The sequence below is a fragment of the Pseudomonas sp. SA195 genome, from assembly GCF_054131565.1.
In genome coordinates this window covers 187,362-213,892 of the sequence record NZ_CP096392.1, presented here as the reverse complement: position 1 = coordinate 213,892, position 26,531 = coordinate 187,362, and the positions used below count along the sequence as shown (strand labels likewise).

23 protein-coding genes and 2 pseudogenes are annotated in these 26,531 nt (G+C 63.7%); 13 read left to right on the top strand and 12 right to left on the bottom strand.

Annotation, left to right across the window (positions count from 1 at the left end; translation table 11 throughout):
- Positions 1–7 precede the first annotated feature (7 nt).
- The 6 genes from M1D78_RS01000 (at position 8) to M1D78_RS00975 (ending at position 6,309) form a co-directional block, all read left to right on the top strand.
- Complete coding sequence (locus tag M1D78_RS01000; RefSeq protein WP_437422412.1) at positions 8–2,059, top strand: BCCT family transporter; 2,052 nt, start codon at positions 8–10, stop codon at positions 2,057–2,059.
- 250 nt (positions 2,060–2,309) lie between these two features.
- Entirely contained in the window at positions 2,310–3,083 is a 774-nt protein-coding gene (locus M1D78_RS00995; RefSeq protein ID WP_437422413.1) for an ABC transporter ATP-binding protein, read from the top strand.
- 14 nt (positions 3,084–3,097) lie between these two features.
- Positions 3,098–3,853, top strand: coding sequence for an ABC transporter substrate-binding protein (locus M1D78_RS00990; RefSeq protein ID WP_437422414.1), 756 nt, complete (start codon positions 3,098–3,100; stop codon positions 3,851–3,853).
- A gap of 62 nt (positions 3,854–3,915) precedes the next feature.
- Positions 3,916–4,611, top strand: a complete 696-nt coding sequence (locus M1D78_RS00985; RefSeq protein ID WP_437422415.1) for an ABC transporter permease — start codon at positions 3,916–3,918, stop codon at positions 4,609–4,611.
- Positions 4,608–5,297 (top strand): ABC transporter permease, encoded by a 690-nt coding sequence (locus M1D78_RS00980; protein WP_437422416.1) that lies wholly within the window; start codon positions 4,608–4,610, stop codon positions 5,295–5,297. Before M1D78_RS00985 ends, M1D78_RS00980 begins: the two co-directional genes overlap by 4 nt.
- 121 nt (positions 5,298–5,418) lie before the next feature.
- Complete coding sequence (locus tag M1D78_RS00975; protein WP_437422417.1) at positions 5,419–6,309, top strand: D-hexose-6-phosphate mutarotase; 891 nt, start codon at positions 5,419–5,421, stop codon at positions 6,307–6,309.
- Positions 6,310–6,312: 3 nt separating this feature from the next.
- Here M1D78_RS00975 and M1D78_RS00970 read toward each other — a convergent pair whose 3' ends face one another.
- From M1D78_RS00970 to M1D78_RS00945, 6 genes are all read right to left on the bottom strand, one after another.
- On the bottom strand, positions 6,313–6,999 hold the full coding sequence (locus M1D78_RS00970; RefSeq protein WP_437422418.1) for a uracil-DNA glycosylase family protein: 687 nt from the start codon (positions 6,997–6,999) through the stop codon (positions 6,313–6,315).
- A gap of 3 nt (positions 7,000–7,002) precedes the next feature.
- Positions 7,003–7,530: a DUF3299 domain-containing protein gene (locus M1D78_RS00965; RefSeq protein ID WP_437422419.1), complete on the bottom strand. Its 528-nt coding sequence runs from the start codon at positions 7,528–7,530 to the stop codon at positions 7,003–7,005.
- A 52-nt stretch (positions 7,531–7,582) separates the two neighbouring features.
- Complete coding sequence (locus M1D78_RS00960) at positions 7,583–7,834, bottom strand: GlsB/YeaQ/YmgE family stress response membrane protein (RefSeq protein ID WP_243604351.1); 252 nt, start codon at positions 7,832–7,834, stop codon at positions 7,583–7,585.
- Positions 7,835–7,934: 100 nt separating this feature from the next.
- Entirely contained in the window at positions 7,935–9,020 is a 1,086-nt protein-coding gene (locus M1D78_RS00955) for a 5-(carboxyamino)imidazole ribonucleotide synthase (RefSeq protein WP_437422420.1), read from the bottom strand.
- Positions 9,021–9,512, bottom strand: a complete 492-nt coding sequence (gene purE, locus M1D78_RS00950; protein WP_243604353.1) for a 5-(carboxyamino)imidazole ribonucleotide mutase — start codon at positions 9,510–9,512, stop codon at positions 9,021–9,023.
- A gap of 209 nt (positions 9,513–9,721) precedes the next feature.
- Entirely contained in the window at positions 9,722–10,636 is a 915-nt protein-coding gene (locus M1D78_RS00945) for a LysR substrate-binding domain-containing protein (RefSeq protein ID WP_437422421.1), read from the bottom strand.
- Between the two features lie 186 nt (positions 10,637–10,822).
- Between M1D78_RS00945 and M1D78_RS00940 the strand changes: the two genes are divergently transcribed.
- Both M1D78_RS00940 and M1D78_RS00935 read left to right on the top strand, forming a co-directional pair.
- A complete protein-coding gene (locus tag M1D78_RS00940; protein ID WP_437422422.1) occupies positions 10,823–12,247 on the top strand; it encodes an aspartate ammonia-lyase in 1,425 nt (474 codons plus the stop codon).
- A 91-nt stretch (positions 12,248–12,338) separates the two neighbouring features.
- Positions 12,339–13,598, top strand: coding sequence for a dicarboxylate/amino acid:cation symporter (locus M1D78_RS00935; protein ID WP_437422423.1), 1,260 nt, complete (start codon positions 12,339–12,341; stop codon positions 13,596–13,598).
- 98 nt (positions 13,599–13,696) lie between these two features.
- On the opposite strand, the gene M1D78_RS00930 is transcribed toward M1D78_RS00935, so the two are convergent.
- From M1D78_RS00930 to M1D78_RS00915, 4 genes are all read right to left on the bottom strand, one after another.
- On the bottom strand, positions 13,697–14,848 hold the full coding sequence (locus M1D78_RS00930; protein ID WP_437422424.1) for a hypothetical protein: 1,152 nt from the start codon (positions 14,846–14,848) through the stop codon (positions 13,697–13,699).
- A 162-nt stretch (positions 14,849–15,010) separates the two neighbouring features.
- Complete coding sequence (locus M1D78_RS00925; protein WP_437422425.1) at positions 15,011–16,249, bottom strand: RNA polymerase sigma factor; 1,239 nt, start codon at positions 16,247–16,249, stop codon at positions 15,011–15,013.
- Between the two features lie 2 nt (positions 16,250–16,251).
- On the bottom strand, positions 16,252–16,608 hold the full coding sequence (locus M1D78_RS00920; protein WP_437422426.1) for a YciI family protein: 357 nt from the start codon (positions 16,606–16,608) through the stop codon (positions 16,252–16,254).
- A gap of 81 nt (positions 16,609–16,689) precedes the next feature.
- Positions 16,690–17,151 (bottom strand): YybH family protein, encoded by a 462-nt coding sequence (locus M1D78_RS00915; RefSeq protein ID WP_437422427.1) that lies wholly within the window; start codon positions 17,149–17,151, stop codon positions 16,690–16,692.
- Between the two features lie 249 nt (positions 17,152–17,400).
- On the opposite strand from M1D78_RS00915, the gene M1D78_RS00910 reads away from it, so the two are divergent.
- The 4 genes from M1D78_RS00910 (at position 17,401) to M1D78_RS00895 (ending at position 22,178) form a co-directional block, all read left to right on the top strand.
- Entirely contained in the window at positions 17,401–19,608 is a 2,208-nt protein-coding gene (locus M1D78_RS00910) for a TonB-dependent receptor (protein ID WP_437422428.1), read from the top strand.
- A complete protein-coding gene (locus M1D78_RS00905) occupies positions 19,608–20,735 on the top strand; it encodes a PepSY-associated TM helix domain-containing protein (protein ID WP_437422429.1) in 1,128 nt (375 codons plus the stop codon). Before M1D78_RS00910 ends, M1D78_RS00905 begins: the two co-directional genes overlap by 1 nt.
- Positions 20,732–20,929, top strand: coding sequence for a hypothetical protein (locus tag M1D78_RS00900; protein ID WP_437422430.1), 198 nt, complete (start codon positions 20,732–20,734; stop codon positions 20,927–20,929). The genes M1D78_RS00905 and M1D78_RS00900 overlap by 4 nt, the downstream gene beginning before the upstream one ends.
- Before the next feature lie 67 nt (positions 20,930–20,996).
- On the top strand, positions 20,997–22,178 hold the full coding sequence (locus M1D78_RS00895) for a lactonase family protein (protein WP_437422431.1): 1,182 nt from the start codon (positions 20,997–20,999) through the stop codon (positions 22,176–22,178).
- Positions 22,179–22,190: 12 nt separating this feature from the next.
- On the opposite strand, the pseudogene M1D78_RS00890 reads toward M1D78_RS00895, so the two are convergent.
- Positions 22,191–22,799: pseudogene (locus M1D78_RS00890) on the bottom strand (hypothetical protein); the annotation flags it as partial.
- On the opposite strand from M1D78_RS00890, the pseudogene M1D78_RS00885 reads away from it, so the two are divergent.
- Positions 22,797–24,830 (top strand): annotated as a pseudogene (locus M1D78_RS00885) (flagellar biosynthesis protein FlhA); the annotation flags it as partial. The pseudogenes M1D78_RS00890 and M1D78_RS00885 sit on opposite strands and share 3 nt — an antisense overlap.
- A gap of 789 nt (positions 24,831–25,619) precedes the next feature.
- Here the strand turns inward: M1D78_RS00885 and M1D78_RS00880 are convergent.
- Positions 25,620–26,198, bottom strand: a complete 579-nt coding sequence (locus M1D78_RS00880; protein WP_437422432.1) for a dienelactone hydrolase family protein — start codon at positions 26,196–26,198, stop codon at positions 25,620–25,622.
- Between the last annotated feature and the right edge of the window lie 333 nt (positions 26,199–26,531).

Genomic DNA, 26,531 nt, shown 5'->3' with positions numbered 1-26,531 from the left:
CCGACATATGGAAGCAGACAAGAAGCTACCCAAAGCCATCATCCTCGTGCCGGTGTTCGTGCCCGCGGTCATCGTGACGCTGCTCTTGGTGATCGGCACGATCAGCAACCCAGACCTGGCAGGCGAACTGTTCAGCTCGACCCTGGCCTTCATCACCACCAATTTCGGGTGGTTCTACATGCTGTCGGTGGCCTTCTTCCTGGTCTTCATCGTCGGCATCGCGCTGACCAAATGGGGCAACATCAAGCTGGGTCCGGACCATGCCGAACCGCAGTACAGTTTCCCCGCCTGGTTCGCCATGCTCTTCTCGGCCGGGTACGGCATTGCGCTGCTGTTCTTCGGTGTTGCCGAGCCCGTACTGCATTACGCGTCACCGCCAGCCGGCGCGGCGGAAACGGTCGATTCGGCCAAGCAGGCGATGCAGATCGCCTTCTTTCACTGGGGTTTCCATATCTGGGGCATCTTCGGCATCGTCGGGCTGGCGCTGGCGTACTTTTCGTTCCGCCATGGGCTGCCGCTGTCGCTGCGCTCGGCGCTGTATCCCCTGATCGGTGAGCGCATCTACGGGCCGATCGGCCATTTCGTCGACGTGCTGGTCATTCTCGGCACGCTGTTCGGCATCGCCACCACGCTTGGGTTGTCGGTCACTCAGATCAACGCGGGTCTGAATTACCTCTGGCCGGAGATCCCGGTGAGCATCTGGGTGCAGGTCACCGCCATCGCCATCATCACCGCGATGGCTGTCGCCTCCGTGGTTGCCGGCTTGGACAAGGGCGTGAAGAACCTGTCGCTGCTCAACATCCTGCTGGCGACCGTGCTCATGCTGTTCGTGCTGGCGGTAGGTCCCACCATCTTCATTCTCGAGACCTTCCTGCAGAACACCGGCAGTTATTTGAACAACATCGTCGAGCGGACCTTCAATCTTCAGGCGTACAGCCGCAGCGACTGGATTGGCAACTGGACGCTGTTCATCTTCGGCTGGACGATTTCCTGGTCGCCCTTCGTCGGGCTGTTCATCGCCAAGATCAGCCGCGGGCGCACCATCCGCCAGTTCGTCTTTGGAGTGATGATCGTGCCAACGATGTTTACCTTCCTCTGGTTCTCAGTCTTCGGCGACACCGCGCTGCACCTGATCATGGTCGAGGGCTACACCTCGTTGATTGCCGAGGTCCAGGCTGACAACGCCATCGCGCTGTTCAAGCTGTTCGAACTGCTGCCCTGGTCATCAGTCGCCTCGTTTCTGGCGGTGCTGCTGATCGTGACCTTCTTCGTCACCTCGTCGGACTCCGGCTCGCTGGTCATCGACTCGATCGCCGCCGGTGGCGCCATCCGCACGCCGGTCTGGCAGCGGGTGTTCTGGGCGACTATCGAGGGCGTCGTCGCCGCGACGCTTCTGATCGCTGGCGGTCTCAGCGCGCTCCAGACCATGGCCATCGCCAGCGGCCTGCCATTCTGCATCCTGATGATGCTGGCCGGGCTCGGCATGTGGCGCGCGCTCGTCATCGAAGGGCACCAGCTCAGCCTGCAGAACCTCGCCCAGGGCAATCGTGCAACCACAGCGGCGCCCGGTACGTGGAAGAAGCGCCTGGCCGGGTTGGTCAACTTTCCCAACCGCGAGCAAGTGCAGACCTTCATGGACACCACCGTGCTCAAGGGCATGCGCCGCGTGCAACGCGGGCTGGTAGAGCAAGGCTGGCCGGCCGAGATACAGATCGACGAAGCCAACTCGCGCCTGTATCTGGAAGTGATCAAGGAAGACCAGCTCGACTTCGTCTATGAGATTCGCGCGGTCGGCTACGCCATGCCGGCGTTCGCGTTCGCCGACGCACCGGAGTCGGACGAGCTCTACTACCGCGCCGAAGTCTTCCTGCGCCGCGGCGGGCAGCACTACGATGTGTACGGCTACGACCAGGCCGACATCATTAGCGACATTCTCGACCAGTTCGAAAAGTACCTGCACTTCCTGCATATCTCGCCCGGCAGCCTGCCATGGCGCATGGAAGAGCATGACGAAATGCTGACCGGCGAGGCCGAGCACGCTCGAACTGGCTCGGCCTGACGCTCGCACCCAAGGGCGCAAACGATCCAATTGCGCCGCCCTTGGGAATTTCATCTATATAGATAGAGGCACCTGAACAGGGCACGGCAAAGCTGACCGGTCAGTCACGCCGCACGGGGTAGCGTCGCGCTTGGCGCATGCCCCCACCCATGCTAGGTTTGCGCCTCGCCAGGACGGCGAGCAGTCGGCCGGAGCGCAATTTACATAAAGACGGACCAGGTCCCCGCCTGCTCCGAGAAGAGGAAGCTCAATGGCCGAGGCCATACCCGCGCTGGAAATCCGCAACCTGCACAAGCGCTACGGCGATCTGGAAGTACTCAAGGGCATCTCGCTGACCGCGCGCGACGGCGACGTGATTTCCATCCTCGGCTCGTCCGGCTCCGGAAAATCCACCTTCCTGCGCTGCATCAACCTGCTGGAAAACCCCAACGAGGGCGAGATTTACGTCTCCGGCGAGCAGCTGCGCCTCAAGCGTGCAAAGGACGGTGACCTGGTTGCCGCGGACTCCAAGCAGATCAACCAGATGCGCAGCAAGCTGGGCTTCGTGTTCCAGAGCTTCAATCTCTGGCCCCACATGAGCGTGCTGGACAACATTATCGAAGCGCCCCGCCGCGTGCTTGGCCTTAGCAAGGCCGAGGCGACCGAAACGGCCGAAGCCTTGCTGGCCAAGGTTGGGATCGCCGACAAGCGACACGTCTACCCGAATCAGCTCTCCGGCGGCCAGCAGCAGCGCGCGGCCATTGCACGGACGCTGGCGATGCAACCACAGGTCATCCTGTTCGATGAGCCAACCTCGGCCCTCGACCCGGAGATGGTACAAGAAGTGCTTACGGTGATCCGGTCGCTGGCCGATGAAGGTCGCACCATGTTGCTGGTCACCCATGAAATGAACTTCGCCAAGCAGGTTTCCAGTGAGGTCGTCTTCCTCCACCAGGGCCTGGTCGAAGAGCAGGGAACGCCCGAGCAGGTGTTCGACAATCCCCAATCGGCACGCTGTAAACAGTTCATGTCCAGCCATCGCTAATGGAGCAACACCGCATGAAAAGCTATAAGAAGATTCTGCTGACCGCCGCCGCCACGCTGATGATCGGCGCCAACGCCTTTGCTGCAGAAAAACTGCGTATCGGCACCGAAGGTGCTTACCCACCCTTCAACTTGATCGATGCCAGCGGGCAGGTCGTAGGGTTCGACCTGGACGTCGCCCACGCGCTCTGCGCCAAGATGGAAGTCGAGTGCGAAGTGGTCACCTCTGACTGGGACGGCATCATTCCCGCCCTGAATGCCGGTAAGTTCGACTTCCTCGCCGCCTCCATGTCGGTCACCGAGGAGCGCAAGCAGGCTGTCGATTTCACCGATCACTACTACACCAACAAGCTGCAGTTCGTGGCGCCCAAGTCCGTCGACTTCAAGACAGACGAGAGCTACCTCGATGGCAAGGTGATTGGCGCACAGCGTGCGACCATCGCCGGTACCTGGCTCGAGGACAACCTCGATGACGTCGTTGACATCAAACTCTACGACACCCAGGAAAACGCCTACCTTGACCTTGCAGCTGGCCGCGTTGACGGCATCCTTGCCGACTCGTTCGTCCAGTGGGAATGGCTCAAGAGCGATGCAGGCAAGGACTTCGAGTTCAAAGGCGAGCCGGTGTTCGACAACGACAAGATCGCCATCGCCGTACGCAAGGGCAATGACGAGCTGCGTGAAAAGCTGAACAAGGCGCTGGCGGAAATCCGCGCTGACGGCACCTACGAGAAGCTCAACGCCAAGTACTTCCCGTTCGACATTTACTGATCCAGCTGAATCGAAGCCCGGCCGCCAGTCTTGGTAGGTCGGGCTTTGATGTTTGAGCCCATATGATTCTCGATCTTCACGGATTCGGTCCGGCGCTGGTCGCCGGCACCTGGATGACCATCCAACTGGCCCTTGCGGCGCTCGCCCTCGGCCTGGTGCTGGGCCTGCTCGGCGCGCTGGCCAAAACGTCCCCGTTTGCCGCCCTGCGCTGGGTCGGCGGCACGTACTCGACGATTGTCCGCGGCGTCCCCGAGCTGCTCTGGGTGCTGCTGATCTATTTCGGCACCATTGGCCTGGTGCGCGGTATCGGTGAGCTTTTTGGCATCGAGAACCTCGCCCTGAGCCCCTTCGCTGCAGGCACCATCGCCCTCGGCCTGTGCTTCGGCGCCTATGCCACGGAAGTCTTCCGCGGTGCTTTGCTGGCGATCCCGAAGGGTCACCGGGAAGCCGGTCTCGCGTTGGGCTTGGGTAAGCGACGCATCTTTCTGCGCCTGATCCTGCCGCAAATGTGGCGCCTGGCCCTGCCTGGCCTCGGCAACCTGTTCATGATTCTGATGAAAGACACGGCGCTCGTATCGGTCATCGGCCTGGAAGAGATCATGCGCAGCTCTCAGATCGCCGTGACCGCGAGCAAGGAACCCTTCACGTTCTTCGTCGTTGCCGCACTCATCTACCTGGGCCTGACGGTCATTGCCATGACGGGCATGTATTTCCTAGAAAAACGGGCCGGTCGCGGCTTTGTCAGGAGCGCCGCATGAGCTGGGAGCTATTCATCAAGTGGCTGCCGAGCTTTCTCGAAGGCGCCTGGCTGACCCTGCAACTGGTCGGGGTCTCGGTCATTGCCGGCCTGATTCTCGCCCTGCCGCTGGGCATTGCCCGCTCGTCCCGCATGCTGGCCGTGCGCGCCCTGCCCTACGGCTACATCTTTTTCTTCCGTGGTACGCCGTTGCTGGTCCAGCTCTTCCTGGTGTACTACGGCATGGCGCAGTTCGAGGCGGTCCGCAACAGCGTGCTCTGGCCTTACCTACGTGATCCTTACTGGTGCGCCATCATCACCATGACGCTGCACACCGCGGCCTATATCGCGGAGATCCTTCGCGGCGCGATCCAGAACGTGCCTGCGGGTGAGGTCGAGGCGGCACGGGCGCTGGGCATGTCACGTAGCCAGGCGCTTTGGCACATCATCCTGCCCCGTGCGGCGCGTATCGGCCTGCCGGCCTATAGCAATGAGGTGATCCTGATGCTCAAGGCCAGCGCGCTGGCGAGCACCATCACGCTACTGGAATTGACCGGCATGGCGCGCAAGATCGCCGCCCGCACCTACATGCACGAAGAGATGTTCCTCACTGCCGGCCTGATCTATCTGGTTATCGCCTTCGTGCTGATGCAGGGGTTCAAGTTGATCGAGCGCTGGCTGCGCGTCGACGCCTGCCAGGGCCGCTGATCACGCCCCGTCGGGGCCCGCCCGCGCGGCGCCCCGCCTGCCCCTCTCACCGCGCCGTTCTGGAATCCCGCGGCGCCGGCAGGGTCAGAGCTATTCATTCATTACCCTCGCGAGAGCACCTATGCCCGTCGACATCCAGCGCATCGAAATGGACCAACTCGCTTGCTGGCGTATCCGCCGCGGCGATGCCGAGCTGGTAGTCGCCGAGCAGGGCGCACAGGTACTCAGCTACCGCGGTGCGGACGGCCAGCCGGTCATCTGGCTGAGCGAGCAGGCCGCCTTTCTGCGCGGCCAACCGGTGCGCGGCGGCGTACCGGTCTGCTGGCCTTGGTTCGGTGACCTGAAGCGCAACCCTCAAGCCGTGCAGAACGCCTACCACAGCAGCGAACCGCCAGCACACGGGCTGGTTCGCGGCATCGACTGGACACTGCAGAGCAGCGACAGCGATGACGAGGGCGCATCCCTGATCTTCGCCTGCCCCGGCAATCTTCCCGGCTGGCCTCACGAGGTTAGGGCGGAGCTGAAGATTCGCCTCGACGACCGGCTGCATCTGTCATTGACCAGCCATAATCGCGGGCACCAACCCGTGGCGCTGTCCCAGGCACTGCACAGTTATTTCGCCATCAGCGACATCCACCAGGTGGTGGTCGAGGGCCTCGATGGCCTGCCCTACATCGAGACGCTCGACGGCTGGCAGCGCCGCGAACAACAAGGCGACCTGCGCTTCGCTGGCGAGACTGACCGCATTTACCTCGACGTTCCAGCCAGCCTGGCCCTGCATGATCCAGCAGCGAACAGGCGCATCAGGTTAGAGGTCGAGGGGTCGCGCTCGGCCGTGCTGTGGAACCCCTGGATCGACAAGTCGCAGCGCCTCTCGCAATTCGCCGACGACGCTTGGCAGCGGATGCTTTGCATCGAGACGGCCAATGTCATGGACGATGTCGTGCAGCTCGCGCCCGGAGCCAGCCATACGCTCAGCGTTGCGATCGGCGTCGAGCCAAGCGCCAGCTGAGCGCTATCGCCTGGGCAGTAGCTGCGTCAGCCGCGCATCGAGCAACCCGGGGAAGCGGCTGTACCAGGCGAGATTGCGTGGCGAGGGGTGTGGCAGTGGGTGCAGGCGCAGCTGGCGTCTGCCTTGCCCGGTGTCGAGCATGATCTCGCAACATGAGCTGAACCTGTCCTCACGCTGCCAGTAGGCCTCCAGCCGCTGACGATCGGCGGGCGTCGCATCGAGGCCGAACCAGAGAAAGGCCTCGCGCCCGAGTGTGACAACGTCTTCGCCCTCCCAACGTTCCAGCAGCAAACGTCGCATCAACGGATGAAAGCGGCGCTTGACCGCCATCGACCATGCGCGATTGCCCAGCGGTTTGTAGGGCACGGTGTTAAGCCAGAAGAAGTCGGCTCCCACCGCCAGGCTCGCCTCGAAGCTGGGCGACTCGGTTGCGTAAAGATGGCGATGAAGCGCACGCCGCACCAGCTGCCCGCCGCTGCCAACGAACGGCTCGCCATGGCGCACCTCCTCGCGCCCCGGGTCACGCCCGAGAAAGGCGACGGGGGCGTCGCCTGGGCCGAGCCCGATGATGGGCTCCAGCGGGTCCTTGCCGAATGCCTGGTAAACCGCCGTGTCGATCCCCTCCGTCAGTGCTGCCAGATTGCGAAACGCCTGGCGCAGCTGCGGATCAAGAGCCCCAGACTGACGCATCGGCTAGGGATCGTCCTCGTCGACGAGCGTGACGCTGCTAGCGGCAATGGCGTAGGCGGCATCCGCCAGTTCATTGCTGACCGGTTCGATTGCCAGCGTACCGTCGACCCATAGCGGCGCGTAGATGTCGTCCAGCAGGATGCCAGCCGGGTATCGCACCATCACGATCTGGTTCGGCGGTGGCGGTGGAACGTGGATGCAGGCGCCCGGGTAGGGTACGAGGAAGAACTCGATGGCGCGCCCTTTTGCGTCGGTTTCCAGCGGGACGGGATAACCACCCAGGCGAATCTGCTTGCCCGCCAGGGCCGGCACGGTTTTGGCCGAATACATCACCTCCGGCAGGCCGGCGCCTTGCTTGAGTCCACCCTCGTCGCTGAAGCCGTCCGCCTCGGGTGTGTCGTGCGCGATCTCGGGCATGTCTTCCAGCGCCTGGCGATCTTCGGCCGGCATCAGTTCGAGCCAGTCGAGTTCGGCCGGGGCGGCATGGGTGAAGGTGGCGCAGAGCAGCAGAAAGAGGGCGGTGAGGCGCATGGAGGTCGACTGGTCGATGGGAAACGGGCCGCCGGAGACGGCCCCGTGCGGATCAGTGTTTACGGCCGGTCACCATACCGTAGATCACCAGAAGGATGATTGCACCGATCACGGCACCGATAAACCCTGCACCCTCGCCTGCCTCGTAGAGGCCGAGCGCCTGGCCACCGTAAGTCGCCAGCAACGAACCGCCGATACCCAGCAGGATGGTCATGATCCAGCCCATGCTGTCGTTGCCCGGTTTCAGGAAGCGTGCGATCAGGCCCACGATCAGGCCGATGATGATTGTTCCGATGATGCCCATTGGCAGTCTCCTAAGGTCCGATATTGGCGTTACCCAATTTCGGACCGGCGCCGCGCCAGCCAGTTCGGAAACCGGTGCGGCGAGCCAGACGGCCGGGAGCTCAGTTACGTTTGATCAGCGACTCGACCGCCGTAACCTGCCGGTCAAGGGTCGCGCGATCCGGGCAGCGCAACGTGGCGTGGCCAACCTTGCGCCCCGCTTTGAAGGCCTTGCCATAGTGATGCAGGTGGCAATCCTCAACGGAAATGACCTTGTCCACCGGCGGCACTTCACCGATGAAGTTGAGCATGGCGCTCTCGCCCAGCTTCGCTGTCGAGCCCAGTGGCAGGCCGGTCACCGCGCGCAGGTGATTCTCGAACTGGCTGCATTCGGCGCCTTCGATGGTCCAGTGCCCGGAGTTGTGCACACGCGGCGCGATCTCGTTGGCCTTGAGGCCACCGTCTACCTCGAAGAACTCGAACGCCAGCACGCCGACATAGTCGAGCTGCTTGAGCACGCGACCTAGATAGTCCTCGGCCAACGCCTGCAGCGGATGGTTGCTACTGGCAACCGAGAGCCTGAGGATGCCGTCCTCATGGGTATTGTGAACCAGGGGATAGAAACAGGTTTCGCCGTCACGACCCCGCACCGCGATCAGCGAGACTTCGCCACTGAACGGCACGAAGCCTTCGAGGATGCAGGGCACGCTGCCCAGTTCCGCAAAGGCGCCGGTAACGTCGGCCGGTTTGCGCAGGACCTTCTGACCCTTGCCGTCGTAGCCCAGGGTCCGCGTCTTGAGCACAGCCGGTAGGCCGATGCTGGCTGCCGCGGCGTCGAGATCTTGCTGCGACTGAATGTCGGCAAATTCCGGGGTGGGAATGCCGAGATCCTTGAACATGGACTTTTCGAACCAGCGATCGCGAGCGATGCGCAGCGCCTCGGCGCTGGGGTAGACCGGTACGAACTGCGAGAGAAAGGCGACGGTTTCGGCCGGCACGCTCTCGAATTCAAAAGTCACCAGGTCGACCTCATCGGCCAACTGGCGCAGATGATCCTGATCGCCATAATCGGCACGCAGGTGCTCGCCGAGCGCGGCGGCACAGGCATCCGGCGCCGGGTCGAGAAACGCGAAGTTCATGCCCAGCGGTGTGCCCGCCAGGGCCAGCATGCGGCCCAGCTGGCCGCCACCGATCACGCCAATCTTCATTTACGCGTCCCTCGGGTCCGGGTTATCGAGCACGGTCTGGGTCTGTTCGTCGCGGAATTTCTTCAGCGCCACGTGATACTCGGGGAATTCATGGCCCAGGATGCTGGCCGAGAGCAGCGCAGCGTTGATGGCGCCCGCTTTGCCAATGGCCAGGGTCGCGACCGGCACACCGGCTGGCATCTGCACAATGGACAGCAGCGAATCAACGCCTGAAAGCATCGATGACTGCACAGGCACGCCGAGCACCGGCAGGTGAGTCTTGGCCGCGCACATGCCCGGAAGATGGGCGGCACCGCCCGCACCGGCGATGATCACCCGCAGGCCACGCTGTTCAGCCTGTTCGGCGTACTGGAAGAGCAGATCGGGGGTGCGGTGCGCGGACACCACGGTGACTTCGTGCGGTATGCCGAGCTTTTCCAGCATATCGGCGGTGTGGCTCAGGGTTGACCAGTCGGACTTGGAGCCCATGATCACGCCTACCAGTGCGCTCATCATCGTGCCTCTCATCGGCGCCTTAGGGGCGCATCAATAACGACAAACCACGCTATAGAGCGTGGCCTGGAATGCCTCGCGGCCTGGCGATTGCCGGCCGTCGAGAGGGCCGGGGAGTATAGCGCAACCCCCGTCCGGTCAGTACCCCACCGGCCGACAAGGCGGCGGCTGCGTCCGGGTTGTGACAAGCAGATCGGTTAGCCGCTCGCTTACCCTTCGCCGGTCTGCCCCGCTCCCGCTTCGAGCTTGCGCCAGAGCAGCCGGACCGGCGCCTTGCGCACCAGCGCACAGCGATACAGACGGATTTCCAGCGGCACACGCCACTGCTCGCCACCGCAAACCACCAATTCGCCACGTTCGAGTTCGGCGGTCACGCTCAGGCGCGGCACCCAGGCCAGACCGAGGCGCTGCATGGCCATGCTCTTGAGGCTGTCGGCCATGGCGGTTTCGTAGAGCGTCGTCGCGCGCAGCCCACGCTGGCGCAGCAACAGGTTGACCGAGCGGCCGAGCGAGGCACCCGCGGTGTAGGCCAGCAACGGGACCGTCTGCCCGCTATCCGGATCGAACAGCGGCTCGCCGCCGGCATCCACCGCGCAGACCGGGACGATCTCTGTGCGCCCGAGCGACAACGAGGGAAACAGCTCCGGGTCCATCTGCAGCGCGGCTTCCGGATCGTAGTAGGCGAGGATCAGGTCGCACGTACCCTCGCGCAGCGAATGCACGGCCTCACCGACGTTGGTCGCCACCAGTCGGCTGTTCACCGGCACTCCATCCTGGCGCAGGCGGGCCAGCCACTCGGGAAAGAAGCCGAGCGCCAGCGAGTGAGCGGCGGCGATCTGCAGCACTTCGCCGCGCTGACCTTCGAGGTTGTGCAGGTAATGCACCGCTTCGCCGAGCTGGTCGATCATGTTGCGCGCGGTCACCAGAAACAGCTGCCCCGCCTCGGTCAACTCGACCGGCGTGCGCGCACGGTTGACCAAGGTCAGGCCGAGGCAATTCTCCAGGCTGCGGATACGCCGACTGAATGCCGGCTGGGTGACGAAGCGCCGCTCGGCGGCCTGGGAAAAGCTGCGGGTGGCGGCCAGGGCGACGAAGTCTTCCAGCCATTTCGTTTCGATGTTCATGCCAGCTCCGGGCGGTGGGACAAGCGACGCACAACTCGATAACGCTCGCCAGCGAAACGGCGTCACAGCATCGTTATGCCGATCCTGCATGACCCAACACCCAACGGCATTGGCCGAGCATCACCTTGAACCCCTATGGTAGCGGCCTTCGCGGCAAATGCCGTTTTTCTCTCGGATGAGAACCTCATGTCCTCCGCTGCATCCTTCCGGCTTGAAAAAGACCTGCTTGGCTCCCTTGAAGTCCCCGCCGACGCCTACTACGGCATCCAGACCCTGCGCGCGGTGCGCAACTTTCACCTCTCCGGCGTGCCGCTTTCGCACTTTCCCAAGCTGGTCGTGGCGTTGGCGATGGTCAAGCAGGCCGCCGCAGACGCCAACCGCGAGCTCGGTCACCTCAGCGATGCCAAACATGTGGCGATCAGCCAGGCCTGTGCGCACCTGATTCGCGGCGAGCACCACGAGCAGTTCGTCGTCGACATGATCCAGGGCGGCGCCGGCACCTCGACCAACATGAACGCCAACGAGGTGATCGCCAACCTCGCACTCGAATACATGGGCCACGCCAAGGGTGAATATCGCCACCTGCACCCGAACAATGACGTGAACATGGCGCAGTCGACCAACGACGCCTACCCCACCGCCATCCGCCTCGGCCTGCTGCTCGGCCACGACACCCTGCTGGCCAGCCTCGACAGCCTGGTGCAGGCGTTCGCCGAGAAGTCCGGCGAATTCGCCCACATCCTGAAAATGGGCCGCACCCAGCTGCAGGATGCCGTGCCGATGACCCTCGGTCAGGAATTCCGCGCCTTTGCCACCACGCTTGGCGAAGACCTCGAGCACCTGCGCCTGATTGCGCCGCAGCTGCTGGTCGAAGTGAACCTTGGCGGCACCGCCATCGGCACTGGCATCAATGCCGACCCCAACTATCAGGCCCTGGCCGTGCAACGCCTGGCGACCATCAGCGGGCACCCGCTGAAACCCGCTGCCGACCTGATCGAAGCCACCTCCGACATGGGCGCCTTCGTTACCTTCTCCAGCATGCTCAAGCGCCTGGCGGTGAAGCTGTCGAAGATCTGCAATGACCTGCGTCTGCTCTCCAGCGGCCCGCGCACCGGTATCAACGAGATCAACCTGCCAGCGCGCCAGCCGGGCAGCTCGATCATGCCGGGCAAGGTCAACCCGGTGATTCCCGAAGCGGTCAACCAAGTCGCCTTCGAGGTGATCGGCAACGACCTGGCGCTGACCATGGCCGCCGAGGCCGGCCAGCTGCAGCTCAACGTGATGGAGCCGCTGATCGCCTTCAAACTGTTCGATTCGATCCGCCTGCTGCAGCGCGCCATGGACATGCTGCGCGAGCACTGCATCGTCGGCATCACAGCGAACGAAGACCACTGCCGCCGCCTGATGGAAAACTCCATCGGCCTGATCACCGCGCTCAACCCCTACATCGGCTACGAGAATGCCACCCGCATCGCTGGCCAGGCGCTGCTCAGCGGGCGCGGCGTGCTGGAGCTGGTGCGTGAGGAGCAACTGCTCGACGACGCCACGCTCGACGACATCCTGCGACCGGAAAACATGATCGCCCCGCGGCTTGTCCCGCTGAAGGCCTGACCCCCGTTTCACGCGCCCGACTCGTCGGGCGCGCTTGCATCCGGGCCGCGATCGGCGGCCCTTCTTTCAATAAGAACAACAAGGTACCCGCATGAACCAGAGCACCACCCTGCGTACACCCTTCCGCCTGCTCGGCCGCCTGGCCCTCTGGCAGCAGATCCTCATTGGCCTGGCCCTCGGCATCGCCGTCGGCCTGGCATTCAAGCAGGACGCCCTTGTCCTGGCGCCGATCGGCACGCTGTTCCTCAACGCGATCAAGATGCTCTTCGTGCCGCTGGTGTTCGTCTCGCTGGTAGCCGGCATCACCTCGATGAAAGACAGCGCCAAGCTCGGCCGCATCAGCGTCAAGACCATCGTCGTCTATCTAGTGACCACCGCCTTCGCGGTCAGCATCGGCCTGCTGTTCGGCGCCCTGTTCAGCCCGGGTGAAGGGATGAACATGGTTGCCAGCGGCACGGCCGAAACCAAGGAGGCGCCATCGCTGGTGAGCATCCTCGTCGGGTTGGTGCCGAGCAATCCGGTGACCGCCTTCTCTGAAGGCAACATCCTGCAGATCATCGTCTTCGCCATCGCGATGGGCGTCAGCATGAACCTGGTCGGCGAGCGCGCAGCCCCGGCGGTGCGCCTGTTCGACGGCCTGGCCGAAACCTTTTACAAGCTCACCGACCTGGTGATGCGCGTCGCCCCCATCGGCGTATTCGCGCTGACTGCCGGGGTGGTCGGCAGCCATGGGGCGGAAGTCTTGCTGCCGCTCGCCGGGGTGATCGGTGTGATTTATCTCGCCAGCATCGCCCATGTACTGGTCGTTTACGGTGGCCTGCTGGGGCTGGTCGGCCGGCTCAGCCCGCTGCGCTTCCTGCAAGGCATTGCGCCCGCCCTGGCGGTCGCCTTCAGCACCTCGAGCAGCGCCGGCACGCTGCCCGTCTCCATCGAGTGCGCCCGCAAGAACCTGGGTGTCTCCGAAGGCGTCGCGGGCTTCGTGCTGCCGGTCGGCGCGACCATCAACATGGATGGCACGGCCATCTATCAGGGCGTGCTGGCCCTGTTCATCGCGCAGGCCTTCGGTATCGACCTCAGCGCCGGGCAATACCTGATGATCATCCTTACCGCGACGCTCGCCTCGATCGGCACGGCCGGCATCCCCGGCGCCGGGCTGATCATGCTCGGCCTGGTCCTGACCTCCGCCGGCTTGCCGCTCGAAGGCGTAGCGCTGATCGCCGGCATCGACCGCATCCTCGACATGGCCCGCACCACCGTCAATGTCGCTGGTGACCTGATGACGACGACCCTGATCGGCCGCAGCGAGAACGAGCTGGATCGTGAGGTGTTCGACAGCGCAGCCAACCGCTAGCGCGATCGCGGCGCCTGCAACAGGCGCCGCGTGGAACTTGCCCCTACGTACCCATCGTATCGAGGCAACTGATTCGCTAGAGAGCCTGGGAGCACCGCTCAGTCCTGGTCAGTCCTTCCATACGAAAGCACCACAAAGGTAAGAAACCAGGCGATCAGCGGGATATAGGCTCCGATGAACATCCGGTGCCTGTGTTTTCGCTCTTGTTCGTTGTAAGCGGCCTGGGTCCAGTCGAATTGAAGCAGCTCCCGCTTTATCCGGCCTCGATCGATTCGAGCGATGAACTGACCAACAAAATCGCGTTGGCGCACCAGCCGTTCAGCTTCGTCATCACACATCCATACAACCTTTCGTTGCAAGGCGGTCGGGTGATCTCGAAAGCTGCAGGTCCCTTGAGCTTTTTTGGACTGGATCGGTGGTTTGATCCGATAGATAAAACCTTCATGGGTGCCGAGCAACACATCCTGCCCACGCTCAATGGGCAGCATGACGGTATCGCGGTAGGCCAGCGGCCAGATTCTTCCTTCTGTATCCGCGATAAAGCTCTGCGGCTCGCAACGGCGATGGGTGCTGAGCCAACCACTACGACAGCTCAGTTTCTCGCCAAATGCCGCAACCGTAACGGGCTGATCAACCAGGCTGCGAAGCGCCGGCATTGGCCTCGGACGGAGGCTCCAGACCGAAACCGCGGATACAAGCACCGCGCACAAGAGATACAAGACAAGCGCGCGGCTCGGGAAGCGCATCCGTTTGATCATTACGTAGGCCAGGGCCAACACAAGTATGTCGGCCAACAGGCGTCCGCCGTCTCGCCATAGAAGCGACTTATGCCACGCCTTCAGTTGCACCATATCGAGCAACGTAGCGGTACGGGGTAAGCCTGGAAGCGGGGCTGGCGAAGCGGTTCGGGTAATGGTGTACGCAACGTCACCCCGTAGCCCTACGTTGAGCTCGTCGCCTGCCTGCAGCAATGCATAGCGGCCGTCGTTCGCATCGAGCAACGGTGCGAGAAACATCCGTATTTCCCGCTGCCGATCAGTGACAAGCACCATCCTCCAGTCGCACAGGCGCTCGCCACGGCGGAGCACCCTGCAGTACTGCCCCGTTTTCACGCTTTTAACAGTGATACGTTCTTGGACAAGCTCTTGCGCGTCCGGGACGGTGGCCATAAGCGAGGCGGCACGACTGATGGCGTCTTTAGCAGCCAATGCGGACAGCAAAGCGAAGATCGCCAAAAAAAGAAGCCGCATGTTTCGTCCTTGAGTGAGCTGCGGGTTCGACGCACCGATAGGCCTGACGGGGGCGCCGCAAAAACACAGCACCCTAGCCCAAATCGATAACGGGCTATGCGGACCCGTTCACGGGCGTTTAGCCAAATCGCTAACTGCGCATCCGGGACAAGCCTCCCTTCGCTATCGCCCCAATGAGTCAAGCCGACGCTGCAGAAAACGCCTCTCCGATTCGAGCCGGGCGAGAGACAGTGCGGTTCGGTAAGCCCGGCGCGCTTCGTCCAGGCGGCCGAGTTGGTAGCAGAAGTCGGCACGCGCGGCGTGTAGCAGGTGGTTATCCTTCAACAGGGCGCGGGCCTCGATGTGGTCGAGAACGGCCATACCGGCCGCAGGGCCGTCGTGCATGGCCAGCGCCACGGCACGGTTCAGTTCGATGGTCGGTGATGGACTGACGCACAGCAGCACATCGTAGAGCCTGATGATCTGCTGCCAGTCGGTCTCCGGCGCACTGGGGGCCTCGGCATGCACGCCGATGATGGCCGCTTGCAAGGCGTAGGGGCCAGGGCGGCCAGTTCTGAATGCCTGCCGTACTAGCGCCAGACCCTCCGCGATGATGGCCGGCTCCCATAGGCTGCGGTCCTGATCCTCGAGCCGCACCAGATCCCCAGCGGCATCGACCCGCGCCGAGCGGCGGGCTTCGTGCAGCAACATCAGCGCCAGCAGCCCGCTCACTTCCGGATTCGGCAGCAGATGCTCGAGCAAGCGACCCAGACGAATTGCCTCACGGCAGAGGTCGGCGCGGGTCAGCGCATCGCCGCCCGTGGCGCAATAGCCTTCGTTGAACACCAGATAAATCACTCGCAGCACGCTATCCAGCCGCTCCGGCAGCTCGTCGCGGTCCGGCACGTGATAAGGCAGCCGCGCCTCACGAATGCGCGCCTTGGCGCGAACGATGCGTTGGGCGATGGTCGCGGGCGCAACGAGAAAGGCGCGGGCGATCTCGTCGGTAGTCAAGTCGCAGACCTGTCGCAGCGTCAGGGCGACCTGCGCATCAGGCGGCAATGCCGGATGGCAGCAGGTGAAGATCAGCCGCAGACGATCATCGTCCACCTCGTCCACCTCCCCCGGCGCCGCCTGCTCGAGCTGATCGGCGAGCTGCTGCAACGAGGCATCGAAGCGCATGCGCCGGCGCAGGGCGTCGATGGCCTTGAATCGTCCAGCCGACACCAACCAGGCGCGCGGGCTCGCCGGCACGCCATCGCGCGGCCACTGCTGGACAGCGGCGGCGAAGGCGTCGTGCAGCGCCTCTTCGGCGCGATCGAAATCACCGAGCAGTCGGATCAGGGTCGCCAGCACGCGCCTCGACTCGCTCCGGTAGAGATGCTCGATGCGCGCCGCGACATTGGTCGCCTGGGCGGGCATCCCTAACGCTGCGGCAGCTGACGCAGCGGGCGCACCTCGATGCTGCCAAATGCTGCGGGCGGCAAGGTCGCGGCGATTTCGGCGGCTTCGTCCGCATCTTCCGCCTGGATCAGGTAGAAGCCTGCCAGCTGTTCGCGCGTTTCAGCGAAAGGCCCGTCAACGACTGACGCTGCACCGTCGCGCACCCTGACCGTGCGCGCCGTGCGTACCGATTGCAACGGCTCTCCGGCCAGCATGTGGCCGCTGGCGCGCAGCCGCTCGCCGCACGCCAGGCACCGCTCGACCAGCGCATGCCACTGCTCGTCGGTCATGGTCTCGACGTGCTGTTCGTCGTAATAGATGAGGCACAGGTAGTTCATGGGCGGGCTCCGTCTGCCGCTGACGCAGCAACGCTAGCAGCCCGCCACGTACCCTGCCTTGCCAGGCGACGAACGCATCCGCTACGCCTGCCCCTGTTGCTGCGCCGGCGCCTCGCTGAAACTGACCTGCCCAGTTTCCATGTCGAACGGCATGGAGAAATGCTCATGCACGACCCGCCACTCGCCATCCTGCCGGCGCCAAACCCGGCTGCCGCGCATCCAGGCGGTCTGCAGCTGACCTTGTTCGTTGGTACCCCCGCAATGGTTGAGCATGCGGCTGTAGGCGAGGTCGCCGCCGACCTCGATGTGCAAGTCATGCACCTCAAAAAAGCCCTCGCCTTGGCAGAACTCGAAACAGCGCTTCCAGTGGGCGTGGTACTCGGGCACACCGCTGAATTGCAGTGCGCCGACCGCATCGAAGGCGACCACGTCTGGTGCGTACTGGGCCATGATCCGGTCCAGATCCTTGGCCTTGATGGCAGCCTCGAACTCGTTGTGCAGTTGGCGAATGCGGGCTTCGTCCGGGTGGATGGCATTTGGCATGGTGGTTTCTCCTGTCATGTGGGTTTCGCATGAACTGGTCGTCCGGCAGCAAGCCAGATCGACAACCGCCCTCATGTGTTTCCGAATATGACGACCAACGGCATAGTCGCGACCATTCGGCGCAGGATGATGCAACTTAGGTTGCGAATTGTTCGCATTGAAATATGATAGTGGCCCTCAGATAGCATGCCGTTTCGTCGGCCTCTGCTCCGTGATCCACCCATTGCCTCCATGCCGGTCAGGTCTCCCATGCCCACTCTTCGCTTCGCACGCAAAACCGCCCTGCTGCCCGTTTGCCTTGCGGCCAGCTTCACTGGCACGCCGTTGATGGCGCAGGAACAAATCGAGCGCCAGCCCCAGGCGGCGACCACCGAGCCGGTGGAACTGCAATCGGTCGAGATCACAGCTAGCGCCGACGCCTCTGCTGAAGGCCTGACTCAACCTTACGCAGGCGAACAAGTTGCCCGGGGCGGCCGGGTGGGCATCCTGGGCAATCGCGACTACATGGAAACGCCGTTCACCTCTACGTCCTACACCTCGCAGCTGATTCAGGATCAGCAGGCGCGCAGCGTGTCGGATATCGTGCAGAACGATCCTTCGGTCCGTGTCGCGCGAGGCTTCGGCAACATGCAGGAGCTTTATGTCGTGCGCGGCTTCCCGTTGTACTCGGACGACATTTCCTACAACGGACTGTATGGCCTGTTGCCTCGACAGTACGTTGCCGCCGAATTTATCGAGCGAGCCGAAGTATTCCGGGGTGCGAGCGCCTTTCTTAACGGCGCGGCACCAGGCGGTACCGGCCTTGGCGGCGCTATCAACCTGCTGCCCAAGCGCGCTACGAACGAGCCGCTAACGCGAATGACCGTTGGTGCCAGCAGCGGAGGCCAGGGCACAGTCGCGGCGGACGTGGGCCGCCGCTTCGGCGAGGAAAACCAGTTCGGCTTTCGTCTCAACGCCGCCAAACGCGCTGGCGAAACTGGTGTCGACGACGAGGACCAAACGCTGGACATGTTCGCGCTGGGCCTGGATTACCAGGGTGATCGCCTGCGTCTGTCGGCGGACATTGGTCACCAGTACCACTTCATCGATGAACCACGCCCGAGCGTGACACCGAACGGTGGCCTGCCCAGCGCGCCAGATGCTGACGATAACTTTGCGCAGTCCTGGACCTATTCGAAAGAGAAGCAGACCTTTGGCACCTTTCGCGCCGAATACGATTTCGCCGACGCCGTGACTGGCTGGCTGGCCGCCGGTTTGCGTGAGGGTGAGGAACAAAATCGCCTTGCCAATCCACGGGCCACAGCCATTGGCACAACCTCCGCTTCGCGCTTCGACAATTACCGCGAAGACAGCGTATTCACCAGCGAAGCCGGCTTGCGCGTGCGCCTGCAGACAGGCGCAGTCTCGCATCAGCTCGTGACTTCGGCGGCAATGTACGACTCGCGGGAAAAGGGGGCAAATCAGTTTTACGCCCCGGTGGTCGGTAACCTTTACAACCCGTTCGACGCGGTGCTGCCCACCACTGTTACCTACGATGGTGGAGACCTCTCTGATCCGCATGTAACAGAGCGCATCCGTACGAAAAGCCTCGCTTTAGCCGACACGCTGGGCTTCATGGATGACCGCCTTCTGGTCACGCTTGGTGCGCGCTGGCAGGGCATCGAAACGAAGAGCTATTCCTCGCAGACCGGTAACCGCAGTGGCCAGTACGATGACCACGAAGTCACCCCCGTCGCGGGCGTTGTATACATGCTGACCGACGAGCTTTCGGTGTACGCGAACTACATCGAAGGATTGACCAAGGGTGAAACCGCCCCGGCAACATCCAACGGGCTGCCAGTGCTCAATGATGATGCGATCCTGGCGCCCTATGTCGCCAAGCAGACCGAGGTCGGCCTCAAATACGACGGCGGTAACCTGGGTGGCAGCATTGCGGTATTCAATACCAAACGGCCTTTCGGCATCGTTGAAAACCAGCTGTTCCGCGAGGGCGGAGAGCAACGCAACCGTGGCATCGAGCTGTCGGTCTTCGGCGAGCCCGCCCATGGGATACGTCTGCTAGGCGGCCTGACCCTGCTGGATGCCGAACAGAAGAAGACCCTCAACGGCGCAAACGATGGCAACGATGCCATCGGCGTTCCTAAGGTACAGGCCAATGTCGGTGGCGAATGGGATGTGCCCGGCATGCAGGGGCTGACCCTGACCAGCCTGGTGGTGCATACCGGCAAGCAGTACGCCAGCGCCAGCAATGACCTGCGCTTGCCCTCCTGGACTCGCCTGGACCTCGGCGCTCGTTACCGTATGACCATCGACGACCGGGACGTGGTCCTGCGGGCTCGTCTGGACAACGCCACCGGCCGCGATTACTGGGCCTCCGCTGGCGGCTATCCGGGCTCGAACTACCTCGTCCTCGGCGCGCCCCGCACCCTCACGGTTAGCGCCACGGTCGACTTCTGATGCAGGCAGCAACGCTTCGGCGCTGGGGCTGGGTCCACAAGTGGTCCAGCCTCGTCTGCACGCTGTTCATCCTGATGCTGTGCCTGACCGGCCTGCCGCTAGTCTTCTCGCATGAAATCGAGCACCTGGCCGGCGACGAGATCGAAGCGCCGGCCATGCCCGAAGGAGCTCCCCGCGCGCCGGTCGACCAGGTGGCGGCGCAGGCGGTGGCGGCCTATCCGGGGCTGGTGCCGCTGTACTTCTTCGCCGAGGAAGACGAGCCCGACCTCTGGTACGTGAAGCTCGACACCCGTGTCGATACCGACGAAAGCGAGTCGACCCTGATCCTTTCCGATGCGCGCACCGGCGGGGTGCTCGGTGCACCGAACTTCGACGAAGGCTTCATGAGCGTCATGTATCGCCTGCACGTGGACCTGTACGCCGGCCTGCCCGGCAAGCTGTTCCTCGGCTTGATGGGCCTGCTGTTGATGATCGCGATCATATCCGGCGTGGTGCTCTACGCGCCCTTCATGCGTAAGCTGCGCTTCGGTGAAGTGCGCCAGGAGCGCGCCGCACGCACGCGCTGGCTGGACCTGCACAACCTGCTTGGCATCGTCACCCTGGTATGGGCGCTGGCAGTAGGTTTCACTGGCGTGATCAACACCTGGGCTGATCTGATCTTCAAAGGTTGGCAGGCCGAGCAGGTCGCGGCGCTGCAGGCCGGCGAGACGCGCGTGCTGCTCGCTGCCGAGGCCGAGGGCGCACCCGCCGTGGACGGCACACTGCAGGCGTCAGTCGATCGCGCATTGGCCGCTGCACCCGGCATGGCGGTATCGATGATCGCCTACCCCGGCACCCTGCGCGCCACGCCCGAGCACATCGCCGTGATCCTGCGCGGCGACACGCCGCTCACTTCGCGCCTGACCCAGGCCCTATTGGTCGATCCCGCCACGGGCGACGTGCTGGAAGCCAGCGCCCGCCCTTGGTACGTCACCGCGCTGCAGCTGTCCGAACCGCTGCACTTTGGTGACTACGGGGGATTACCGCTCAAGGTGCTCTGGGGATTGCTCGACATCCTCACCATCATCGTGCTCGGCAGCGGCCTGTACCTATGGCTCAAGCGCGGCGTTACGGAGCGGCAGCCATGATGCGTATCTGGTTCTGGCCGTTGGTGATCGCCACGCTTTCGCTCTTCGGGCTGATTGCCGGGCTGGTATCCGACGGGTTGGGCGACTGGCTGAGCTGGTTCGCCCTGGCCGTACCGGTGGCGATTTCGCTGCACGGGTTGCACCGCCGCAAAGCGCTGGGCCAGCGTGCGCTAAAGGTACGAACGCAGGGCTGAAGGGCAACGCGTGGAGCGTTGCGGCGCGGCTGCGGTCATAGCCTCACGCACGTTCGGGAGATCCGCCATGCGCCACCTCATCACTGCCCTGCGCCACAGTGCCCTCCTCGGCGCGCTGGCGTTCAGCGCCTCGGGAGTAGCGGCACCCATGTACCAGTTTCTAGTCGGCAGTTACACCAGCGAAGAGGATGATCGCGGCATCTACCGCATGCAATTCGACGCTGGCAGCGGCCAGATCGAACCGCAGCCCTTGCAGGTCATCCGTAGCCACAACCCCTCGTGGCTGACGTTGGATCTCAACCGCAACCGGCTCTACGCCACCAACGAGAACGGGCCGGGGCAGCCCGACCCCGTAGGCCGGGTCAGTGCTTTCATGATTGCGGTGAACAGCGGCAGGCTGTCGCCACTGGCGCAGCAGGTCAGCCTGGGCGACGAGCCCACCCATTTGAGCCAAAGCCGCGACGGCCGCTATCTGTTCGTCTCCAACTATGGCTCGCGGCCAAACCCTGGTGGCAGCCTGGCGGTAATGCCAACGGCGAACGACGGCACCCTGGCGCCCGTCACGCAGATTGCCGCGCACAAGGCCAGCGAAGTACACCCGGAGCGCCAGCAGGGCCCGCACGTGCATTCGGCTGTGATGTCGCCCAATGGCAAGACGCTCTTCGTCAGCGATCTGGGTGCAGACAAGATATTCGCTTACCGCTACGACCCAGCCAACGCCGAGCGACCGCTCTCCCCCGCCGACCCCGCATTCATCGCCCTGCCCGGCGGCAGCGGCCCACGCCATCTGGTGTTCAGTCCGGACGGGCTGCAGGCTTACGCCACACTGGAGCTGAGCGCCCAGGTCGCGCGCTTCGATCATGTCGATGGCACCCTGGTGCAGCGCCAACTCGTCAGCCTGGCCGAAAATGGCGATGTGTCCAAACATTCACCTGGCGCCATTCACCCTTCACCAGACGGCCGCTTCCTCTACGTCAGCGACCGCGCCGAGACCAACCGCATCGTGGTGTATGCAATCGAGGAAGCCGGCATGTTGCGCGAGATTCAGCAGCGCAGCAGCGAAGGCCGCGAGCCGCGGGAGTTCGCCATCGACCCGAGCGGCCAGTTCATGATCGTTGCCAATCAGAAGAGTGACGGACTGGTTGTACTGGCGCGGGACCCCGACAGCGGCAAGCTCGGCGATACCGTGCAAACGCTGCCGCTGGGGCGGCCTTCGGATGTGAAATTCATCGATCGCGGCGAGCCGTGAGGGGGCGGCTCGTCAGGACAGCAGGCTGACCACCGCGAAGCGGCTGATGGTCGCCTGGGCGACGACCGTCTGGGTGACCGCAGCGTAGCTCGATGGGCTGCGCTGCATCAGGTTGAACACCGAGCGCGAGAAATCCATGGCCCACTGCTTCTCGTCGACATGCGCCTGGCGGGCGAGGAATTCGCGGATTTCCTGCTGGCGGTTGCTCAGCTGTTCGCGCAGCGTGGTGACCTTGTCGAGCCCGGCCACCACCGAATCGAGCAGACGGCGCAGCTCGCGGAAGGAATCGAGCTGCAGTTCATCGGGGAAGCTCAGCAGCTGGTCGTCCTCGCTCTGCACGCGAACGTACCGGCCTTTGTCGAACAGCTTGCCTTCGCCCTGTACCGCCAGCTGGCCCTTGAGTGTCTGCCAGTCGCCTTCGCGGGCGGAAAATTTCAGCGCACCGTTCTGGTCCAGCTCGGCGCGAATCCCGGCCTGACCCAGGCTGCCGTTGAAGCGGCGCAGGATCTGCTCGTCGGTCATCTCGTCGTCGAGCACCACGGCCACCGGTTCGGCCAGCTGACGGCCACCGCTGAACAGCAGCGTCTCGCGGCCCGACTGGCGAATCTTTTCCAGCGACTCCTGTCGATCCTGGCGATGATCATCCTGCCGCTGCCGCCGCAGCTGCTGGACGTGCTGTTCACCTTCAACATCGCCATGTCGATCCTGGTGCTGCTGGTCAGCGTGTCGTCGAAAAGTCCGCTGGATTTCTCGCTGTTCCCCACGGTGATCCTGATCACCACGCTGATGCGCCTGACGCTCAACGTCGCCTCGACGCGCGTGGTGCTGCTCGAGGGTCATACCGGTACTGGCGCGGCGGGCAAGGTGATCGAGGCCTTCGGCGAAGTGGTCATCGGCGGCAACTTCATCGTCGGCCTGGTGGTGTTCGTGATCCTGATGATCATCAACTTCATCGTCATCACCAAGGGCGGTGAGCGGATCTCGGAAGTGACCGCGCGCTTCACCCTGGACGCCCTGCCGGGCAAGCAGATGGCCATCGATGCCGACCTCAACGCCGGCCTCGTCACGCAGGAAGAAGCCAAGGCGCGGCGCCAGGAAGTGGCCAAGGAAGCCGACTTCTACGGGGCCATGGACGGTGCCTCGAAGTTCGTCCGCGGCGACGCCATCGCCGGCATCCTGATCCTCCTGATCAACCTGTTCGGCGGTTTCGCCATCGGCGTGTTCGCCCACGACCTGGCGGCTGGCGAAGCCTTCAAGCAGTACGCCCTGCTCACCATCGGCGACGGCCTCGTCGCGCAGATTCCGGCGCTGCTCTTGTCCACCGCGGCAGCGATCATCGTCACGCGGATCAACGAATCCAGCGACATCACCAGCCAGGTGCAGCGCCAGCTGCTGGCCAACCCGGCCTCGCTGTACACCGTGGCCGGTATCCTCTTCGTGCTCGGCCTGGTGCCGGGCATGCCGCACCTGGCCTTTATCGGCTTTGCCGCGCTGATCGGTTTCATCGGCTGGCGGGTGTCGCTGCACGAGCCGCCGGCTGCCGGAGCGGATCTCAAGGAGATCCAGCAGCTCGGCCAGGCGATGGACAAGGAAAAGGCCCAGACGCTGGCCTGGGAAGACATTCCGCTGGTCGAGCGTTTGTCGATTTCGCTGGGCTACAAGCTGGTCGGGCTGGTCAACGAAGCCTCGGGCGCGCCGCTGCCGGCACGGGTGCGCGGCGTGCGCCAGACGCTCTCCGAGCACCTGGGCTTCCTGCTGCCGGAAGTGCAGATCCGCGACAGCTTGCGGCTCAAGGCTTCGCAATATGACATCTACATCAATGGCGAGAAGATCGACGGCGCCGAGCTGCATGCCGACCGCCTGATGGCGATCCCCTCGCCGGAGCTGTACGGCGAGATCGACGGCATCCTTGGCACCGATCCGGCGTACCGCATGCAGGTGGTCTGGATTCAGCCGACGGACAAGTCGCGGGCGCTGAACCTCGGCTATCAGGTGATCGACTGCGCCAGCGTGGTCGCCACCCACCTGAACAAGGTGGTGCGGGAGCACCTGCCGGACCTGTTCAAGCACGACGACGTCGAGCACCTGATGCAACGCCTGACGCTGCAGGCGCCAAAGCTGGCCGAAAGCCTGAAGGGCGCGCTGAGCTACACCCAGCAGATGCGCGTGTACCGTCAGCTGCTGCAGGAGGAGGTGCCGCTGCGCGACATCGAAACCATCGCCAGCACCCTGCTCGAATGCAGCGAAACCACCAAGGACCCGGTGCTGCTGGCGGCTGATGTACGTTATGCCCTGCGCCGTAGCATCGTTTCGATGATTGCCGGTGATCGTCGCGAACTGGCGGTCTTCGTGCTGGAAAACGCACTGGAAAACACCCTGCTCAATGCCCTCGCGATTGCCCAGCAGGCCGGCCAGGTGAGCCTGGACAACATCCCGGTGGAGCCGAGCCTGCTCAACCAGCTGCAGAACAGCATGCCGGTGGTGAAGGAAAAGCTGCGCAAGGACGGCCACCCGCCGATCCTGACCGTGATGCCACAGCTGCGCCCGCTGCTGTCGCGTTACGCACGGGTGTTCAGCCCAGGGCTGCACGTACTGTCGCAGAACGAGATTCCGGATCGGGTCGGGGTGAACATACTCGGGACGCTGGGTTGATCAGCCACGGCTCTGGCCGGCTGGCGGCGATCCCCGCGACTCGGGAGCCTGGGGGATCGCCAGCAAGCTGGCTCCTACAGGTTCGGAGTTCGCCCCGGAGCGGGCTGCTCCTGTAGGAGCGAGCTTGCTCGCAAAAGATCAGGTCGACGATGCCGCAGCCGCGCCCGATGCAGTCGTTCGACCCGCGAGATTTCCCGGTTCGCCAGCAAGCTGGCTCCTACAGGTGCGGAGTTCGCCCCGGAGCGGGCTGCTTCTGTAGGAGCGAGCTTGCTCGCGAAAGATCAGGGCGACGATGCCGCAACCGCGCCCGTTGCAGTCGTTCGACCCGCGAGAATTCCCGGTTCGCCAGCAAGCCGGCTCCTACAGGTGCGAAGTTCGCCCCGGGGCGGGCTGCTCCTGTAGGAGCGAGCTTGCTCGCGAAAGATCAGGTAGACGATGCCGCAGCCGTGCCCGCTGCAGTGTTTCGCCCCCCGGTTTCCCGGTTCGCCAGCAAGCTGGCTCCTACAAGTTCGGAGTTCGCCCCCGAGCGGGCTGCTCCTGTAGGAGCGAGCTTGCTCGCGAAAGATCAGGTCGACGATGCCGCAGCCACGCTCGATGCAGTCGTTCGACCCGCGAAATTTCCCGGTTCGCCAGCAAGCTGGCTCCTACAGGTACGGAGTTCGCCGCCGGAGCGGGCTGCTCTTGTAGGAGCGAGCTTGCTCGCGATCACGGGCCCTTCGTAGCCGCAGGTCGCAAAGCAGGGCTCGATCTTGCAGCGCCTACGGGGCGATCCCTAGCCATCTGGACTGCTCAAAGATTCTCCGCCAGGAACACCAGGCTCCGCCCATGCGCCAGCGCCGCGGCATTCTGGCTGTAGGCTGGCCGCGCCCAGCAGTTGAATCCATGGTCGACGCCCGGGTAAGTCTCGATCTGGGCCCCACCGACCTGCGCCATCTTTTCCTGCAAGGCCGCGACTGCGTCGCTGTCGATGTGGTCATCTTCTTCGGCGAAGTGGAACAGCGTCGGGCACTTGATCTTCTCCGCCTGATCCAGACGCTTCTCGATGCTGCCGGGGTAGTAGCAGATCGCAGCATCGACGCCTGGGTGGGACGCCAGCAGATAAGACAGCACACCGCCCATGCAGTAGCCCACCGAGGCTACGCGCCCACTGCAGTCGTCGCGTTCGCGCAGCAGCTCGGCGCTGCGGCGCAGATCGTCAATGGCAAGCTCGAAGTCCAGCGCCTTCATCAAAGCAAAGGCCCGCTCCCAGTCGTCGCCGTCATAACCGAGCTGCACGCCCGGCTCGCTGCGCCAGAACAGATCCGGCGCCAGGACGACATAACCATCGGACGCGTACTGGTCGGCGACCGACTGGATATGGTCGTTCACCCCGAAAATTTCCTGAATCAGCACGATGCCAGGGCCGTGGCCGGCGGCGGCAGAGCCAGGTAGCCCTTGAAGGATTTGCCGTCTTGCGCGGGAATGTCGATCCACTGTGAAGTCATGCCTGTCTCCGTTGAGTTGCGAGTTGCCGGACAATTTCAGGCGCACCGAAGAGCACCGGTCGAACAGGTGCGACCGGGGCAATGGGGTTCGAGTTCGCGCCGGTCTGCCAGTAAAGCCACGCACGCCTGTCATTGCGCTGAGCGCGACACGGGACATTCCGCTGCACGTCTCGGGTCAGAGGTTCTGACTCAGCCACCCGGCTCCATTACTATGCCG